The sequence below is a fragment of the Aeromicrobium sp. genome (assembly GCF_049586495.1).
GTDB lineage: Bacteria > Actinomycetota > Actinomycetes > Propionibacteriales > Nocardioidaceae > Aeromicrobium.
In genome coordinates, this window is the sequence record NZ_JBAVCB010000151.1 from 1 (window position 1) to 17,559 (window position 17,559).

17 protein-coding genes and 1 pseudogene are annotated in these 17,559 nt (G+C 67.1%); 15 read left to right on the forward strand and 3 right to left on the reverse strand.

All coding sequences use genetic code 11. From position 1 onward, the window contains the following. From WB508_RS08000 to WB508_RS08030, 7 genes and pseudogenes are all read left to right on the forward strand, one after another. A pseudogene (locus WB508_RS08000) lies at positions 1–218 on the forward strand (ABC transporter ATP-binding protein); the annotation flags it as partial. Further along, complete coding sequence (locus tag WB508_RS08005) at positions 215–2,032, forward strand: ABC transporter ATP-binding protein (protein ID WP_423844360.1); 1,818 nt, start codon at positions 215–217, stop codon at positions 2,030–2,032. The pseudogene WB508_RS08000 and the gene WB508_RS08005, both read left to right, overlap by 4 nt. 25 nt (positions 2,033–2,057) lie before the next feature. Continuing rightward, positions 2,058–2,411, forward strand: a complete 354-nt coding sequence (gene hisI / locus WB508_RS08010; RefSeq protein ID WP_423844361.1) for a phosphoribosyl-AMP cyclohydrolase — start codon at positions 2,058–2,060, stop codon at positions 2,409–2,411. Positions 2,412–2,443: 32 nt separating this feature from the next. Further along, on the forward strand, positions 2,444–2,989 hold the full coding sequence (locus WB508_RS08015) for a Trp biosynthesis-associated membrane protein (RefSeq protein WP_423844362.1): 546 nt from the start codon (positions 2,444–2,446) through the stop codon (positions 2,987–2,989). A 10-nt stretch (positions 2,990–2,999) separates the two neighbouring features. Continuing rightward, complete coding sequence (locus tag WB508_RS08020) at positions 3,000–3,194, forward strand: HGxxPAAW family protein (protein ID WP_423844363.1); 195 nt, start codon at positions 3,000–3,002, stop codon at positions 3,192–3,194. Between the two features lie 30 nt (positions 3,195–3,224). Beyond that, the gene (locus WB508_RS08025) at positions 3,225–3,893 is read left to right on the forward strand and encodes an RDD family protein (RefSeq protein WP_423844364.1); all 669 of its coding nucleotides are present in this window, start codon (positions 3,225–3,227) and stop codon (positions 3,891–3,893) included. A 9-nt stretch (positions 3,894–3,902) separates the two neighbouring features. Continuing rightward, positions 3,903–4,346, forward strand: coding sequence for a DUF2752 domain-containing protein (locus WB508_RS08030; RefSeq protein ID WP_423844365.1), 444 nt, complete (start codon positions 3,903–3,905; stop codon positions 4,344–4,346). A 39-nt stretch (positions 4,347–4,385) separates the two neighbouring features. Here WB508_RS08030 and WB508_RS08035 read toward each other — a convergent pair whose 3' ends face one another. Then, positions 4,386–4,805 (reverse strand): DUF4190 domain-containing protein, encoded by a 420-nt coding sequence (locus tag WB508_RS08035; protein ID WP_423844366.1) that lies wholly within the window; start codon positions 4,803–4,805, stop codon positions 4,386–4,388. 19 nt (positions 4,806–4,824) lie between these two features. Further along, the gene (locus tag WB508_RS08040; RefSeq protein WP_423844367.1) at positions 4,825–5,091 is read right to left on the reverse strand and encodes a hypothetical protein; all 267 of its coding nucleotides are present in this window, start codon (positions 5,089–5,091) and stop codon (positions 4,825–4,827) included. Positions 5,092–5,203: 112 nt separating this feature from the next. Here WB508_RS08040 and trpC point away from each other — a divergent pair, with 112 nt between their 5' ends. The 4 genes from trpC to lgt all read left to right on the forward strand — a co-directional run bounded on the left by trpC (position 5,204) and on the right by lgt (position 9,009). Beyond that, positions 5,204–6,010, forward strand: coding sequence for an indole-3-glycerol phosphate synthase TrpC (gene trpC, locus WB508_RS08045; protein WP_423844368.1), 807 nt, complete (start codon positions 5,204–5,206; stop codon positions 6,008–6,010). Positions 6,011–6,098: 88 nt separating this feature from the next. Continuing rightward, positions 6,099–7,355, forward strand: coding sequence for a tryptophan synthase subunit beta (trpB, locus tag WB508_RS08050; RefSeq protein WP_423844369.1), 1,257 nt, complete (start codon positions 6,099–6,101; stop codon positions 7,353–7,355). Then, entirely contained in the window at positions 7,352–8,155 is an 804-nt protein-coding gene (gene trpA / locus WB508_RS08055; RefSeq protein WP_423844370.1) for a tryptophan synthase subunit alpha, read from the forward strand. Before trpB ends, trpA begins: the two co-directional genes overlap by 4 nt. Continuing rightward, a complete protein-coding gene (gene lgt / locus WB508_RS08060; protein WP_423844371.1) occupies positions 8,152–9,009 on the forward strand; it encodes a prolipoprotein diacylglyceryl transferase in 858 nt (285 codons plus the stop codon). The genes trpA and lgt overlap by 4 nt, the downstream gene beginning before the upstream one ends. Positions 9,010–9,135: 126 nt before the next feature. On the opposite strand, the gene WB508_RS08065 is transcribed toward lgt, so the two are convergent. Next, positions 9,136–9,642 (reverse strand): DUF805 domain-containing protein, encoded by a 507-nt coding sequence (locus WB508_RS08065; protein ID WP_423844372.1) that lies wholly within the window; start codon positions 9,640–9,642, stop codon positions 9,136–9,138. A 131-nt stretch (positions 9,643–9,773) separates the two neighbouring features. On the opposite strand from WB508_RS08065, the gene WB508_RS08070 reads away from it, so the two are divergent. The 4 genes from WB508_RS08070 to pyk all read left to right on the forward strand — a co-directional run. Further along, positions 9,774–10,514, forward strand: a complete 741-nt coding sequence (locus WB508_RS08070; protein ID WP_423844373.1) for a VIT1/CCC1 transporter family protein — start codon at positions 9,774–9,776, stop codon at positions 10,512–10,514. Positions 10,515–10,613: 99 nt separating this feature from the next. Further along, on the forward strand, positions 10,614–15,170 hold the full coding sequence (gene gltB, locus WB508_RS08075) for a glutamate synthase large subunit (RefSeq protein WP_423844374.1): 4,557 nt from the start codon (positions 10,614–10,616) through the stop codon (positions 15,168–15,170). Continuing rightward, complete coding sequence (locus WB508_RS08080; protein WP_423844375.1) at positions 15,163–16,641, forward strand: glutamate synthase subunit beta; 1,479 nt, start codon at positions 15,163–15,165, stop codon at positions 16,639–16,641. Before gltB ends, WB508_RS08080 begins: the two co-directional genes overlap by 8 nt. A 69-nt stretch (positions 16,642–16,710) precedes the next feature. Beyond that, on the forward strand, positions 16,711–17,559 hold an 849-nt coding region (gene pyk / locus WB508_RS08085), incomplete at its 3' end, for a pyruvate kinase (RefSeq protein ID WP_423844376.1).

Consider the following 17,559-nt stretch of genomic DNA (forward strand, 5'->3'; position numbering starts at 1 on the left):
TCCTCAAGGCGCTGGCCCAGCAGACCGCTGGCGGCGCCGGTCCCACGGTCCTGGTGGTCGCCTACCGCAAGGCCACGATCGCGCTGGCCGACGACGTCGTGCTGCTGGACCGTGGCCGGGTGGTCGAGCAGGGCACGCACCACCAGCTGGCGCAGCGCTCGGCCGCCTACCGCGACATCGTCAACGCCTACGACCAGGCCCGCGAGGTCATCTCATGAGCGCGCGAGATGCAGCGGCGCAGCAGGATCTGCCGGGCGTCGAGGCCTCGAGAGCGACCGGCATGGCCGTCGTGCGCCGCGGCCTTGCCATGTCGCCGGGCGTCAAAGAGGGCTTGCGCTTCACGCTGTTCCTCGCGGTACTGAGCACCCTCGGCGGGTCGGTGATCCCCATCGTCGTGCAGCGCACGATCGACTCTGGCCTCGGCGACGCAGGCACGACCATCGCGCTGTCTGACGTCCTGTCGCCGGTGCTGATTGCTCTGGTGCTGGTGCTCGTGACGGCTGGGGTCGCTTATTGGATGCGGGTTCGCTTGTTCGTGGCTAGCGAGAATGGCCTGTCCGAGCTGCGCATCACGGCATTTCGACACGTGCACGATCTGTCGATGCTGACCCAGAACTCCGAGCGTCGGGGTGTGCTGGTCGCGCGCGTGACGTCGGACATCGACCAGGTCTCCCTGTTCCTGCAGATGACCGGAATCATGATCGTCATCAGCCTCGGCCAGATCGTGGTGGCCACCGTCGTCATGGTGTTCTACTCGTGGCAGCTCACCCTCGTGGTGTGGCTGTGCTTCCTGCCGCTGGTGTTCAGCCTGCGCTACTTCGCGGCACGGCTGAGCGTCGCCTATGACACCGTGCGGCGCACGGTCGGCGAGTTGCTGGCGGTCATCGCCGAACCGGTCGTGGGTGCTTCGGTGGTCAAGTCGCACGCCATCGAGCCGCGGACTCAGCATCGGGTCGACACCGGCATCGGCAACAACCTGCACGCCAACACCCAGGCTCAGAAGCTGATCGCGGTGACCTTCGCATCCGCTGGCGTCTCCGGTGGTCTTGCGAACGCGGGAGTTCTCGCGGCCGGCGTCATCATCGGCGTGGCAGGTGGCCTGTCGATGGGTACTGTCATCGCCTTCGCCTTCCTCGTCAGCCTCGTCGTCGGACCCACACAGAACGCCACGCAGGTGCTCACCGAGGCTCAGAACGCCATCGCGTCGTGGCGCCGCGTCATGGATCTGGTCGACACTCCCGCCGACGTCATCGACCCCGGCGAGGCGGGCGTTCCGCTGCCCGAGGGTGCGTTGGGCGCGACGTTCGACCACGTGTCCTTCGCCTATCCCGAGGGTCCTGACGTGCTGCACGACGTCGCGGTCGACATCCCGGCCCGTCAACGCGTCGCCGTCGTCGGCGAGACCGGCTCGGGCAAGACCACCTTCGCCAAGCTGTTGACCCGGTTGATGGATCCGCGCGACGGTGCAGTGTGCCTGGGTGGAGTCGACATCTCCACGGTCGCGTTCGACGAGCTGCGACGCCACGTGTTGATGGTGCCGCAGGAGGGCTTCCTCTTCGACGCCACGCTGCGAGAAAACCTGGTCTACGGCCGCAGCGGCGCGACGGACACCGACTTGCTCTCGGTCATTGACGACCTCGCGCTGCGCGACTGGTACTCCACTCTGCCCCGCGGTCTGGACAGCCGCGTCGGTCAGCGCGGCGAGTCGCTCTCGGCCGGCGAGCGTCAGCTCGTGGCCCTGATCCGGTCAGCCCTGGCCGACCCGGACCTCCTCGTGCTCGACGAGGCCACGAGCGCGGTGGACCCTCAGACCGAGCTGCGTGCCACCCGCGCCCTGGAACGACTGCTTCACGGACGCACCAGCGTCACCATCGCGCACCGGTTGTCCACGGCGGAGAACGCCGATCGCGTGCTGGTGTTCGACGGTGGACAGCTGGTGGAGGACGGCACGCACGCCGAGCTGGTGAACGCCAGCGGCGTCTACTCCCGACTGCACGCCAGCTGGGTGGCGCAGGCGTCGTTGTCCTCATGAGGTGCAGGACTGGGAGACTGGAGCGGTGAGCTCCCTCGATCAGACCCCGCTCGATCCCTCCATCGCCGCTCGGCTCAAGCGAACGGCTGATGGGCTGGTCCCTGCGGTCGTCCAGGACGCTTCCACCCGTGAGGTCCTGATGCTCGGTTGGATGGACGACGAGGCCCTGCGCCGCACCTTGACCACGGGCCGGGGTACGTACTGGAGCCGCAGCCGTGAGGAGTACTGGGTCAAGGGCGAGACGTCCGGGAACGTCCAGCACGTGCGTGAGGTCCGGCTGGACTGTGACGGAGACACCCTGCTGGTGGTGGTCGATCAGCACGGAGCGGCCTGTCATACCGGAGAACGCACGTGTTTTGACGCGGACCGGCTGTTGTGACGGCGCGGGGTCGGCGGCTCTACGCGCCGGCGGTGCTCGGCACCCTCGCGGCTGGCGGTCTCGCCTTCGTCGCGTTGGGCCGCACCTGGGCGAGGGCCCGTGTCGCCGCTGACGGACTGCCCAGCGACGTCGTCATGGTCTCCGGATCCGACGCCCACCCGCTCGCGTCAGCGCTGGCACTGGTCGTCGTCACGGCTGCGATCGCCGTGCTGGCCACCGGCCGCCGGGTCCGTCGAGGCGTGGGTGCGCTGGTCATCGCGGCGTCCGTGGGTGCCATCGTCGCCATGATCGACGGACGCGGTGCGCTTGACTCGACGCTCAGCGATGCCGTCACGGCATCACCGGCATTCACCGGCGGAGGGTCTGTCCTGCGGACGAACACGTCGTGGGATCTGGTCGCCATCGCGGCTTTTGCGGTCGCGGCGGTGCTCGGTGCGATCGTGGTGGCCTTCGCGTCGCGGTGGCCCACCATGAGCGAGCGCTATGACGCACCGTCCGCCTCTCCCGCGCCGGTGGCGCCCGAGACCGAGGCCGACCTCTGGAAGGCGCTCGACGAAGGTCGCGATCCCACCCAGTAAGGTTGGCACCATGCATGGATCATCGCCTGCCGCCTGGACCGCCGTACTGCTTGCCCTCGCCGGCATCACGATTGGCGGAGTCGCGCTGATCCCCGATCCGAACTGGATCGTGTTCACCATCGGGTGCGTCGTGGCGCTGATCGCCGGTCCAGTCGGACTGATCATGTCCGCTGCCGGCATGGGCGCCGACTCCGACCACCACTGACCTAGCGGACTCGGATCCGAGGGAGGCACCGTGACCGACGGACCGCAGTACCCCACGTACCCGGGCGAGCAGCCGCAGCAGCCCGTTCCGTCGCAGTCCGCGCCCCCTCCTGGATACGGCCAGCCCCCTCCCGGCTACAACCCGCCGCCCGCCGCCGGAGCAGGGGCCCAGCAGCCGGCGTCCCCGTACACCGCGGGCCAGTACCCGCCGGTCTACGTGCCGCCAGGACAGTACGCCACGTGGTGGTCGCGGGTCGGAGCGTCGCTGATCGATTCACTGATCGCGTTGCTGATTCTGGTCGTCCCGCTCGGTGTCGGACTGTTCCAGGCATTCCGTGACGCTGACGTCGACCCGGGCACCGGCGAGATCACCGGTGGAGTGGAGCCCGCTGGATTCATCCTCGTGGGTGTGGGGCTGCTGGCGTACCTCGCCTTCGACATCTGGAACCGCGTGTTCCGCATGGGCCGGACCGGCCAGAGCATCGGCAAGAAGGCGGTGGGCATCCGTGTCGTGGCGATCAGTCATGGCGGCCCGATCGGGCTAGGCGCGGCCTGTGGTCGATGGGCAGTCGCGACCTTCGCTGGTTTCGTCCTGGGCTGCCTGGCCCTGATCGACGTGCTGTGGCCGCTGTGGGACGAGAAGAAGCAGGCACTGCACGACAAGGTCGTCGGCTCGGTCGTGCTCCGCGCGCGATCGTGATGGTGCACCGTGGGAGATCATGACAGTGCTCAGCACGTGACCGCCCAGATCGCGACGCGATCGTCGAATCTGCGCGATCCTGCTCTGGTCGGGCTGATTGGCGCGGGGCTGTTCGCCCTGCTGCGCGTCCGCGATCCGCATGGTTCGGGCAGCTACGGGTACTGCCCGTCGCTGCTGCTGACTGGCATCCCATGCCCTGGATGCGGTGGCCTACGAGCGGTCAACGATCTCCTGCACGGCAACATCGCTGCCGCCGTCTCCAGCAATGTGCTGGCGGTGGCCCTGGTCGCGGTGCTCGCAGTGGCTTGGCTCGCCTGGGTGGCTAGCAGGTGGCGGGGGGGCGTCGGCCCCATGATCGTGCTGTCGGAGCGATGGGGCTACCTGGCGATCGCGACCCTGGTGGTGTTCGGCGTGGTGCGCAACCTGCCGTTCGGCGCTGCGCTGGCGCCGTGATGATGCACTCACGACGCCACCCGTCGCTGTGCCCCACTATCAGTTGACCGACAGGTCGCCGGACATCGCGAAGAGAGCGACGTAGAACACCACTCCGACAACGGTCAGGACCAGGGCGACGATGCCCAGCACGAAGCCGGCTTGCGCCTGTCCCTGACCGGCGAGCGCTCCACCGGAGGCGGCGATCTCCTTCTTGGCCTGATGGCCCACGATGATCGCGGCGATACCCGCAGGTCCGCAGCACAGCACGCTGACGATGCCGATGATCATGGCCCACGTGGCCTTCTGCAGAGTCTGGGGCGGGGGTCCATATCCACCCGGAGCGCCCATGGGGGCGCCCGGCGGCGGAGGTCCCCAGCCGCCGGACTCGCCAGGAGGTGACGGGGGCGGGGGCGGGGTCCCGCTTTGGTCGGGCACCGACCCGTAGTCGGGGTACTGAGGCGGCTCATTCGTCGTCATGACGTCGACCCTAGCGGCCTTAGAGCAGGTCGAGGAAGACCGCGACGACCGACAAGATGAGAGTCGCGGAGCCCATCGCGATGCCGATCCCGGCCAGCTCGAAACCTCGTTCGGCACCAGCGGATGCACGGATCGCGATCCGGGAGTGCACGCCGATCGTGAGTGCCGGCAGGCTCAGGATCATGGAGAAGAAGGGCTCCACCACCAGCAGCACGAAGGCGATGAAACCGAGACCAAGGCTCAGCACAGCTCGCTGGTTCAACGGTGGGCGCTCGCCGGGGGACATGAGGCGAGCATAGGGCGAGGGCACCGTGACAGGCCCACCTGATCTGGATCCGAGTGCGGGTCTACCCTTGTCAGTAACACGTTTCGCGAGCTGTTTGTCCCGAGGAGGATCGATGTCCGTACTCGAAGAGATCCTGATCGGTGCCGCCGAGGACCTCCGCGTGCGGATGGAGTCGACGACTCTGGACGACCTCAAGGCGGCAGCCGCACGTCAGCAGCCGGCTCTGGACCCGGTGCCGACCTTCCGATCTGATGGCGTATCGGTCATCGCGGAGGTCAAGCGGGCCAGCCCGAGCAAGGGACACCTGGCGCCGATCAAGGACCCAGCTGGTCTGGCAGCAGACTACGCCGCCGGCGGAGCCGCAGCGATCAGCGTGTTGACCGAACAGCGTCGTTTCAATGGATCGCTCGACGACCTCCGTGCGGTGCGCGGCGTGGTCGAGGTGCCCGTGCTGCGCAAGGACTTCATCACGACGTCGTACCAGCTGTGGGAGGCCAGAGCGGCAGGGGCGGACATGGCGTTGCTGATCGTGGCGGCCCTCGACCAGATGGCGCTCGAGAGCTTGATCGAGCGCGCGCGCTCCATCGGACTGACGGCACTCGTCGAGGTGCATGACGAGGACGAGGTGCGTCGCGCACTCGATGCCGGCGCCGAGGTCATCGGTGTCAATGCCCGAAATCTCAAGACCCTTGAAGTGCACCGCGACACCTTCCAGCGGCTCGCGCCACTGATTCCCGATTCCGTCGTTCGAGTCGCTGAGTCCGGCATCAGAGGACCGCTCGACGTCATCGAGTACGCCAAGGCTGGTGCCCACGTCGTGCTGGTGGGCGAAACCTTGGTCCGCGGCGACGATCCCCGCGCCACGGTGGCCGACCTCGTCGCGGCGGGAACGCACCCGGCCATGCAGCACCGGTGGTGAAGGCTCGCGCTGATCGACTCGGGAGCCTGGCTCCGAGTCCGCCAGAGCGAGCGCCCCGCCACGTCGTCACCCTGACCGAGGACATCGCATGACCGCCCCCCACTCGCAGCACCCGCCCACGTACGCTCAGCCCGACGCCACCGGCCACTTCGGCCGGTTCGGCGGTCGCTTCATGCCTGAGGCACTGATCGCGCCGCTCGACGAGCTCGACCGCGCCTGGTCTGAGGCGAAGGCCGATCCACACTTCACGGCCGAGCTGGGCCGCATGATGCGCGAGTACGCCAACGTGCCAAGTCCGTTGTACGACGCCACTCGATTTTCCGAGGCAGCCGGTGCCCGCATCCTGCTGAAACGTGAAGACCTGAACCACACCGGCGCCCACAAGATCCGCAACGTGATCGGTCAGGCGCTGCTGGCCAAGCGCATCGGCAAGCCGCGCGCGATCGCTGAGACCGGCGCCGGTCAGCACGGCGTCGCCGCCGCCACGGCCTGCGCCTACCTGGACCTGGAGTGCACGGTCTACATGGGCGAGGTCGACACCGAGCGGCAGGCGTTGAACGTCGCACGCATGAGGATGCTCGGGGCCGAGGTCATCCCCGTCACCACCGGCAGCCGCACGCTCAAGGACGCAATCAACGAGGCGCTGCGCGACTGGGTCGCCAGTGTCGACACCACGTCGTACCTGTTCGGCACGGCCGCCGGGCCGCACCCGTTCCCGAGCATGGTCCGCGACCTGACGCGCGGAATCGGTGACGAGGCGCGGGTTCAATGCCTCGAGCTGCTCGATGGTCGTCTGCCCGATGCCGCCGTGGCCTGTGTGGGAGGCGGATCGAACGCGATCGGCCTGTTCACCGCTTTCATCGACGACGCCGATGTGCGGCTGGTGGGCTCCGAGCCCGGCGGCGACGGCATCGAGACCGGACGACACGCGGCCACCATCACCGGCGGCGACGTCGGTGTCCTCCACGGAGCTCGATCGTTTCTGCTGCAGGACGAGGACGGTCAGACTCTGGAGTCGCACTCCATCTCGGCCGGTCTGGACTACCCGGGCGTCGGACCGGAGCACTCCTATCTGGCCGAGATCGGCCGGGCCACGTACAGCCCCGTCACCGATGCACAGGCGATGACCGCCTTCGACCTGCTGTGCAAGACCGAGGGAATCATTCCAGCCATCGAGTCCGCGCACGCGCTGGCCGGTGCGATCGTGCTGGCCAAGGAGCTGGGGTCGGACTCCACCATCTTGGTCAATCTCTCGGGCCGCGGCGACAAGGACGTGCACACTGCGGCCGAGTACTTCGGGCTCATCGACGGTCCAGTCGTCCTCGAGGAGGGTGTCGAGGAGTGAGCGCCATCGACGACGTCTTCGTCAGGACCCGGGCTGAGAACCGGGCAGCGCTGGTGGGCTACCTCCCAGCTGGCTTCCCGTCGTTGCCGTACTCGATCAAGGCCATTGAGGCCATGGTCGCGGGCGGCGTCGATCTGATCGAGCTGGGTCTGCCGTACAGCGATCCAGTCATGGACGGCCCCACGATCCAGGCTGCGGCGGGCCAAGCGCTCGCGGCTGGATTCAGGACGCGGCAGGTGTTCGAGGTGGTGTCGGCCAGCGTCGCCGCTGGGGCGCCGACCGTGATCATGACGTACTGGAACCTGATCGACCGCTACGGCGTGGACCGGTTTGCCGCCGAGCTCGCTGCGGCCGGTGGCTCGGGGCTGGTCACGCCTGACCTCATCCCCGACGAGGCCGCCGAGTGGCTTGCAGCGTCCGAGGAGCACGCGCTGGACCGGGTCTTCCTGGTTGCCCCGTCCACGACTGATGAGCGACTCGCCATGACGGCCAAGGCGTCCCGCGGATTCATCTACGCCACGGCGGTGATGGGCGTCACCGGCGCGCGGGAGCAGACCAGCTCGCTCGGCGAGGCACTCGTGGCGCGCGTCAAGCGCGTCACCGACAAGCCGGTCGGGGTCGGCCTGGGAGTGTCCGATGGGGCCCAGGCGCGCGAGATCGCCGCCTACGCCGACGCCGTCATCGTGGGCTCCGCCCTCGTGCGGTGCCTCTTGGACGCCCCGGACGAGGCCGCCGGGCTCAAAGCCATCCGTACACTCGCCGAGAACCTGCGCGCTGGCGTGGAAAGGACCGTCAGATGATTGCCGCCCCGAACCTCATGACGTACATCCCGAGCCCATCGTCGGGCGTGTGGGAGCTGGGACCTGTCCCCTTGCGCGCCTACGCCTTGGGCATCATCATCGGCGCTCTGGTCGCCGTCTGGATTGCTGAGCGCCGATTCCAGGCTCGCGGGGGCACGGCGGGCACGGTGGGCGACATCGCCATCTGGGCCATCCCGTTCGGCATCATCGGCGCACGGATCTACCACGTCATCACCGATCCGGAGCTGTACTTCGGCGAGGGCCGACAGGTGCTGGATGCCTTCATGATCTGGAAGGGCGGCCTCGGGATCTGGGGTGCTGTCGCCGGAGGCGCCTTCGGAGCCTGGATCGCCTGCCGGCGGTACAAGGCTTCGTTCTCGATGTTCGCCGATGCGCTGGCGCCTGCTTTGTTGGTCGCTCAGGCGATCGGGCGGATCGGGAACTGGTTCAACCAGGAGCTCTTCGGCCAACCCACGACCCTGCCGTGGGGACTGGAGATCTCGGCCATGAATCGCCCTGAGGGCTTCGAACAATTCGCCACGTTCCACCCCACCTTTCTCTACGAGATGTTGTGGAACCTGGCAGCCGCCGCCGTCCTGGTCGCCCTGGATCGCAAGTTCCGATTCACGGGAGGACGCGCCTTCGCGCTCTACGTGATGCTCTACACGGCCGGACGGTTCTGGATCGAGCTGTTGCGGATCGACGCCGCCAATGAGATCGGCCCGTTCCGTGTGAACGTGTGGACCTCGATCATCGTGTTCTCGCTGGCGCTCATCTTCTTCGTGCGCACGCGGAAGAGGGCCGATGACCCGGCGGTTGCGAGCAATGGCCCCGTGGACACCGAAAACCCCTGATCTCGCAGGTCAACCCGTCTCATCGCACACGGTGCGACCTCGTCACGCCTGTCGCCTGCTCACACCCACGGCAACCACTCGATGCAGTGGGCCCCGTGAGTGGGAGCTGCTGAGGGCGTCTCGTGATCAGATGACTGGCGGCGGCGGAGTGCCGGGGGCCGGGGGAGGTGGAGTGCCGGGGGCCGGCGGAGGAGGAGTGCCGTAGGCCGGCGGAGGAGGAGTGCCGGGGGCCGGCGGAGGAGGAGTGTTGTAGGCCGGGGGGACGTCAGAAGCAGCACTGCCACTGCCGCCCTTGGGGTTCGGGCCGTACTCGTTGTCCGGCTGGCTGTCGCCGACGAACCAGACGATCAGGATGATCGCGCCGATGAAGGGGATGAGTCCGACCAGAATCCACCAGCCGCTCTTGCCGATGTCGTGCATGCGCCGGATCGACACGGCGATGTTCGGCACCAAGATCCCCAGCATGAAGACGACGTAGGTGATCGGGGCGCCGATGATGGAGTCGATGATGCTGGTGACGATCGCACCGATGATCACCGCCAGGAACCAGAACCAGTATTCCGATCGCCGGGCGCGCCCGGTGAAGTCGGCGTACTTGGACAACACGCTGCTGACTGCTTCTTTCAGATTCATGTGAGCACTCCGTGGGGATGAGTAAGTTTGTCGCTCACCGTAGTGCCCACGGCTGCTGTCGCGAGGGATATTGGCCTGAGCGCAGGCTTCCCTTCCATGACGCGGGCGGGGCGAGTCGGTAGTTTGCACCCATGACCGACGCCGTGAACCACGATGAACCGCTGCCATCTGTCGCCCAGGTGCAGCACGAACACCCCGACGTCACCGGAGGATGGCTGCGACCGGCCGTGTTCGGGGGCATGGATGGACTGGTCTCCAACTTCGCGCTGATCATGGGCGTCGTGGGCGGCAGCTCGGCTGACAACACCAAGCCCATCGTGCTGGCGGGGCTCGCGGGGCTGGCCGCCGGCGCGTTCTCGATGGCAGCAGGGGAGTACACCTCGGTGGCCAGCCAGAGCGAGTTCGCTCGTGCCCAGATCGAATCCGAACGTCACGAGATCGCCAACAACCGCGAGGCCGAGGAGGCCGAGCTGGCCGCCATGTACGTCGCGAAAGGGATCGACGAGGGCACGGCGCGTGACGTCGCGGCTCAGATCCACCGCGACCCCGAGAACGCGGTGGCCGTCCACGCCCACGAGGAGTTTGGCGTCGACGCCGATGATCTCGCCTCGCCGATGCTGGCCGCCGTCTCGTCATTCTTCGCGTTCGCCATCGGTGCCTTCATCCCGATCGCTCCCTACCTCGTCGGCATCACGGTGGCCTGGCCAGCTGTCGTGCTCTCGCTGATCGGGCTGTTCGCCTGCGGAGCCGTCGTCACCTCGATCACCGACCGCACCTGGTGGTTCGGCGGCATGCGTCAGCTGATCCTCGGTGGAGCGGCCGCCGGACTGACCTTCCTCGTGGGCAACGCGGTCGGCGCCAGCCTCGGCTGACCGGCTGCGCTGCTGTGTAGACTGAGTCTGCTTTCCGAGGCCAACGTCGTCCCCGGTGCTGAGCAAACCGCTCACCCGACGACTGAAACAGAGGCTCCGATGGCTGTTCAGCCCTTCTCGATGCTCCCGCCGGCTCAGGGTCTGTATGACCCCGCCAACGAGCATGACTCATGTGGTGTCGCCTTCGTGGCCACGCTCACGGGCGTGCCGAGCAACGACATCGTCGTCAAAGGCCTGACCGCGCTGCGCAACCTCGATCACCGCGGTGCCGTGGGCGGCGAGCCGGACACCGGCGACGGCGCCGGCATCCTCATGCAGGTGCCCGACCGCTTCCTGCGGGCTGTGGCGCAAGACGAGCTCGGCGTGCAGCTGCCCGCCGCGGGCACCTATGCCGCGGGCATGGCCTTCTTGCCGATCGACGACAAGGAAGCCGCTGCTGCCAAGCTGCGGATCGAGGCGCTGGCCATCGAGGAGGGTTTGAACCTGCTCGGCTGGCGCGAGGTGCCAGTCAACCCCACGATTCTCGGATCGATGTCGCGCGGTGCCATGCCGTCGTTCGCCATCGCCTTCGTCGAGTCGGCAGGTGCTCCGCACAGCGGGATCGACCTCGATCGCCTGACGTACTGCCTGCGCAAGCGCGCTGAGCACGAGACCGGCGTCTACTTTCCGTCGCTGTCGGGTCGGACCCTGATCTACAAGGGCATGCTCACCACCGAGCAGCTGGAGGATTTCTTCCCGGACCTGTCCGACGAGCGCGTCGAGTCCGCCATGGCCATCGTGCACAGTCGTTTCTCCACCAACACATTCCCCAGCTGGCCACTGGCTCACCCGTTCCGGTTCGTCGCCCACAACGGTGAGATCAACACCGCGCGCGGAAACCGCAACTGGATGCGGGCCCGCGAGGCGACGCTCGAGAGTGATCTGATCCCCGGCGACATCAGCCGACTGTTCCCGATCTGCGACCCACTGGGCAGCGACACGGCTTCGCTCGATGAGGTGCTGGAGCTGCTGCACATGGGTGGCCGCAGCCTGCCGCACGCCGTCATGATGATGATTCCTGAGGCGTGGGAGAACGACACCGTGATGGATCCCGCGCGCCGCGCCTTCTACGAGTTTCACAGCTCGGTCATGGAGGCGTGGGACGGCCCGGCGTGCGTGACCTTCAGCGATGGCACGCAGATCGGCGCGGTGCTCGACCGCAACGGCCTGCGTCCGGGGCGCTACTGGGTGACTCAGGACGGCCTCGTCGTGCTGGCCTCTGAGGCCGGCGTGCTCGACATCGACCAGTCGACCATCACCCGCAAGGGCCGCCTCGAGCCCGGCAAGATGTTCCTGCTCGACCTCGACGAGCACCGCATCATCGAGGATCACGAGATCAAGGCCTCCTTGGCCAATGAGCACCCGTACGACGAGTGGCTCTACTCCGGGCTGGTCCGGTTCGAGGACCTGCCCGATCTTGAGCACATCGTGCACACGCACGCCTCGGTCACCCGGCGCCAGCAGGTGTTCGGCTACACCGAGGAAGAACTGCGCCTGCTGGTCGCACCCATCGCCCGAACGGGTGCCGAGGCAATCGGCTCGATGGGTACCGACACGCCGATCGCGGCCATCTCGGACCGCCCCCGTCCGTTGTTCGACTACTTCTCGCAGCTCTTCGCGCAGGTGACCAACCCGCCGCTGGACGCCATCCGCGAGGAGGTCGTCACGTCGCTCGCGGGAACGATCGGTCCCGAGGAGAACCTGCTGGCGCCCAGTCCTGCCTCGTGCCGCATGCTGCAGCTGCCGTTCCCCGTCATCGACAACGATGAGCTCGCCAAGATCCGGCACATGAACAAGGACGGCGACATGCCGGGCTTCGCGGTGCACGTCGTGCGCGGCCTGTACGAGGTCAACGGCGGGGGTGAGGCACTCCGCCGCAAGCTCGACGAGATCTGTGCTGAGGTCAGCCGCGCCATCCGCGAAGATGGATCGCGCATCATCGTGCTGTCGGATCGGCACTCCAATTCCGATCTTGCCCCCATCCCGTCGTTGCTGCTGACCGGCGCCGTGCATCACCACATGGTGCGAGAGAAGCTGCGCAGCCAGGCGGGGCTCATCATCGAGACCGGCGACGTCCGCGAGGTGCACCATGTCGCTCTGCTGATCGGCTACGGCGCCACCGCGGTCAACCCATATCTGGTGCTGGAGTCCGCTGAGGACCTCGCCCGCGAACGGGTCTTCGTCGAGGGCCTCGAGCCCGGCGTCGCCCTGCGCAACGTGGTCCATGGCCTTGGCAAGGGCGTGCTCAAGGTGATGAGCAAGATGGGCGTCTCCACGGTCGCGTCCTACACCGGTGCCCAGATCTTTGAGGCGGTTGGCCTGTCGCAGGACGTCGTCGACGCCTACTTCACAGGCACCGCCTCGAAGCTGGGTGGCGTCGGTCTCGACGTGCTGGCCAGCGAGGTGGAGTCGCGTCACATCCGCGCCTACCCCACCAGCGGGATCGCCAGCACGCGCCGCCATCTCGAGGTGGGCGGGGAGTACCAGTGGCGACGTGGGGGCCCAGAGCACCTGTTCGATCCCGAGACCGTCTTTCGTCTGCAGCACTCCACCCGCTCGGGCTCCTACGAGATCTTCAAGCAGTACACGCAGCGCGTCGATGACCAGTCTGAGCGGCTGATGACGCTGCGCGGCCTGTTTGCCTTTGCCGAAGGTCGCACACCGGTGCCGCTCGACGAGGTCGAGCCTGCGTCCGAGATCGTCAAGCGCTTCTCCACCGGAGCCATGTCGTACGGTTCCATCAGCCAGGAGGCGCACGAGACGCTGGCCATCGCGATGAACCAGCTGGGCGGCAAGTCCAACACCGGCGAGGGTGGCGAGGATCCGGAACGACTGCACGACCCCGCGCGCAGGTCCGCCATCAAGCAGGTCGCCTCGGGCCGTTTCGGGGTCACCTCGGAGTACCTGACGAACGCCGACGACATCCAGATCAAGATGGCGCAGGGCGCCAAGCCCGGCGAGGGAGGTCAGCTGCCTGGTCCCAAGGTGTACCCATGGGTGGCCAGGACGCGGCACTCCACGCCGGGCGTCGGACTCATCTCGCCGCCGCCGCACCACGACATCTACTCGATCGAGGATCTCAAGCAGCTGATCCACGATCTCAAGAACGCCAACCCGTCCGCGCGCATCCACGTCAAGCTGGTGTCCGAGGTCGGCGTCGGCACGGTGGCGGCGGGCGTGTCCAAGGCCAAGGCCGACGTCGTGCTGATCTCCGGTCACGATGGCGGCACCGGTGCCTCTCCGCTGACCTCGCTCAAGCACGCTGGCGGTCCGTGGGAGCTCGGCCTCGCCGAGACCCAGCAGACCCTGTTGCTCAACGGCCTGCGCGATCGCATCGTGGTGCAGACCGATGGCCAGCTCAAGACCGGCCGCGACGTCATGATCGCTGCACTGCTCGGCGCGGAGGAGTACTGCTTCGCGACGGCCCCACTGGTGGTCAGCGGCTGCATCATGATGCGCGTGTGCCACCTGGACACCTGCCCCGTGGGCGTCGCCACGCAGAACAAGACGCTGCGTGAGATGTACAGCGGCAAGGCCGAGTACGTCGTCAACTTCTTCACCTTCATCGCCGAGGAGGTCCGCGAGCACCTGGCGGCCCTGGGTTTCCGGACGGTGAATGAAGCCATCGGCCACGCTGAGCTGCTGAACACCCGCGACGCAGTCGAGCACTGGAAGGCCGCGGGTCTCGACCTGTCACCGATCTTCCATGTGCCCGAGCTGCCCGAGGGCGCATCGCTGCACAACACCGTGACGCAGGACCACAGCCTGGACGTCGCGCTCGACGTCGAGCTGATCAAGATCAGCGCTGACGCGCTCGAGCAGGGTGACCCGGTGCGAGCGCAGCTCGACATCCGCAACGTGAACCGCACGGTCGGGACCATGCTGGGTCACGAGGTGACGAAGCGATACAAGGGCGAGGGGCTGCCCGAGAACACCATCGACCTCACCTTCCTCGGCTCGGCGGGACAGTCATTCGGTGCGTTCGTGCCGCGCGGCATCACGCTGCGCCTCGAGGGCGACGGCAATGACTACGTGGGCAAGGGCCTGTCCGGAGGGCGCATCATCGTTCGACCTCCGCGAGAGTCCGGATTCGCCGCGGAGTCGCAGATCTTGGCTGGCAACGTGATCGGCTTCGGCGCAACGACCGGTGAGATCTTCCTGCGCGGCAGAGTCGGTGAGCGGTTCTGCGTGCGCAACTCCGGCGCGAGTGCCGTGGTCGAGGGCGTGGGCGACCACGCGCTGGAGTACATGACCGGAGGGACTGTGGTGATCCTGGGACCCACCGGCCGTAATGTCGCTGCTGGCATGAGTGGTGGTCAGGCCTACGTGCTCGACCTCGATGAGTCTCTGGTGAACATGGACATGGTGGAGCTCAGCCCCGTTCCCGACGAGGCGGCCGAGGCGCTCAGGACTCTGGTCACCCAGCACCTGGAGGAGACTGAGTCCGCGGTGGCCGACCAGCTGCTGAAGCACTGGGACCAGTCGCTGGAGCGATTCACCCAGATCATGCCCACCAACTACCGCCTGGTCCTCGAGGCTCGCGCGAGCGCCGAGGCCAGTGGCCTGTCCGAAGAAGACACCACAGCACGCATGATGGAGGTGGCCAACCGTGGCTGATCCCCGAGGATTCATCACCACCCCCCGCGAGGTCGCACCGCGTCGACCGATCGAGGAGCGGGTCAACGACTGGAACGAGGTTTACCCCGGGGGGCCCGGGCGAGCGCTGCTGCCGATCATCAGCGAGCAGGCGGGCCGATGCATGGACTGCGGCATCCCGTTCTGCCACAGCGGTTGCCCACTGGGAAACCTGATCCCGGAGTGGAACGACCTGGTGTGGCGCGAGGAGTGGGACGAGGCGCTCGACCGCCTGCACGCCACGAACAACTTCCCGGAGTTCACCGGGCGCCTGTGCCCAGCCCCGTGCGAAACTGCGTGCGTCGTCGGCATCAACCGCGATGCGGTCACGATCAAGAACGTCGAGGTCGCGATCATCGACAAGGCGTGGGCGGATCGACAGGTCAGGCCCGAGCCACCTGAGTGGTTGACCGGCAAGACCGTGGCCGTGGTGGGTTCGGGACCTGCGGGTCTGGCCACCGCGCAGCAGCTGACCCGCGCCGGCCACACGGTCGCGGTGTACGAGCGCGACGACAAGATCGGCGGGCTGCTGCGGTACGGCATCCCCGAGTTCAAGATGGAGAAGGAGCAGGTCGACCGTCGCGTCGACCAGATGGTTCGCGAGGGAACGGTGTTTCGGACCGGCGTGCGCGTGGGGGACACCCTCACCGGGTCGCAGCTGCGCGACCGCTACGACGCGGTGGTCCTGGCGATCGGCTCCACGGTCCGGCGCGATCTCCCCGCCCCAGGCCGGGAGCTCGTCGGCATTCACCAGGCCATGGAGTTCCTGCCGCAGGCCAACCGGGCCGCGCTCGGGGAAGCCCCGACCACCGATGGCTCAGATCAGATCACGGCCGAGGGCAAGGACGTCGTCATCATCGGCGGCGGCGATACCGGCGCCGACTGCCTTGGCACCGCGATCCGGCAGAAGGCCAAGTCGATCACCAGCCTGGAGATCATGGCGCAACCGGGGGAGGACCGGCCAGAGAACCAGCCGTGGCCGACCTACCCGATGACGTACCGCGTCGCCTCGGCTCACGAAGAGGGTGGTGATCGTGTGTATGCGGTCTCCACCAAGGAGTTCGTCGGCGATGACGATGGCCACGTCTCGGGCCTGCGACTCGTCGAGGTCGAGATGAAGGACGGCACGTTCCAGGAGGTTCCAGGCAGCGAAAGGGTCATTCCAGCGCAGCTCGTGCTCTTCGCCATGGGATTCACCGGCCCCGAGACCGACGGCCTGGTCGAGCAGCTGGGCGTCGACATCGACGATCGCGGCAACATCGTGCGGGACAAGACGTACATGAGCAGTGTCGATGGCGTGTTCGTCGCAGGCGACGCTGGCCGCGGTCAGTCGCTGATTGTGTGGGCCATTGCTGAAGGCCGTTCTGCGGCCGCCGGTGTGGATGCCTACCTGTCGGGCACCACCCATCTGCCGTCACCGATTCCGCCCACAGCCCGGCCGATGGTGGTTTGAACAGATAAGTTGTCCGAAACCACATATATGACTCGCGGGTAACGCCGCGACCCGACTACGGTGGAGCACGTGCGTAGAGCAAAGATCGTCTGCACGCTCGGACCCGCTTCCAGCACGTCCGAGCGCATCCTGGAATTGGCCTTGGCCGGCATGGACGTTGCCAGACTGAACATGAGCCACGGTGACCGCTCGGACCACATCAGCAATCTGGAGCACGTGCGCGCCGCGGCCGCATCCACCGGCAAGGCGATCGCGACGCTCGCTGATCTGCAGGGCCCCAAGATTCGTCTCGGCCGCTTTGCCGATGGTCCGCACGACCTGCAGTCCGGTGACGTTTTCACCATCACGACCGACGACATCGAGGGCGACGCCACGCGCTGCTCCACCACCTACAAGGGCCTGACCGGCGATGTGAACCCGGATGACGAGATCCTGATCGACGACGGACGGGTGCGACTGCGCGCCACGGCGGTCAGCGCTACCGACGTCACCTGCATCGTCGAGGTGCCAGGTGTCGTCAGCAACAACAAGGGCATCAATCTGCCCGGCGTCAACGTCAGTGTCCCTGCCATGAGCGACAAGGACGTCGACGACCTCCGGTGGGCACTCCAGGCCAGGGTCGACTTCATCGCGCTGTCGTTCGTGCGCGACGCCAAGGACGCCGACCACGTGCGCGCCATCATGGACGAAGAGGGCGTGCACCGCCCCATCATCGCCAAGATCGAGAAGCCGCAAGCCGTCCAGAACCTCGACGCGATCATGGATGCCTTTGACAGCGTCATGGTGGCCCGCGGCGATCTCGGCGTCGAGCTGCCGCTCGAAGACGTGCCGATCGTGCAGAAGCTGATCATCGAGAAGGCCCGACGCAACGCCAAGCCGGTCATCGTCGCGACCCAGATGCTGGAGTCGATGATCACC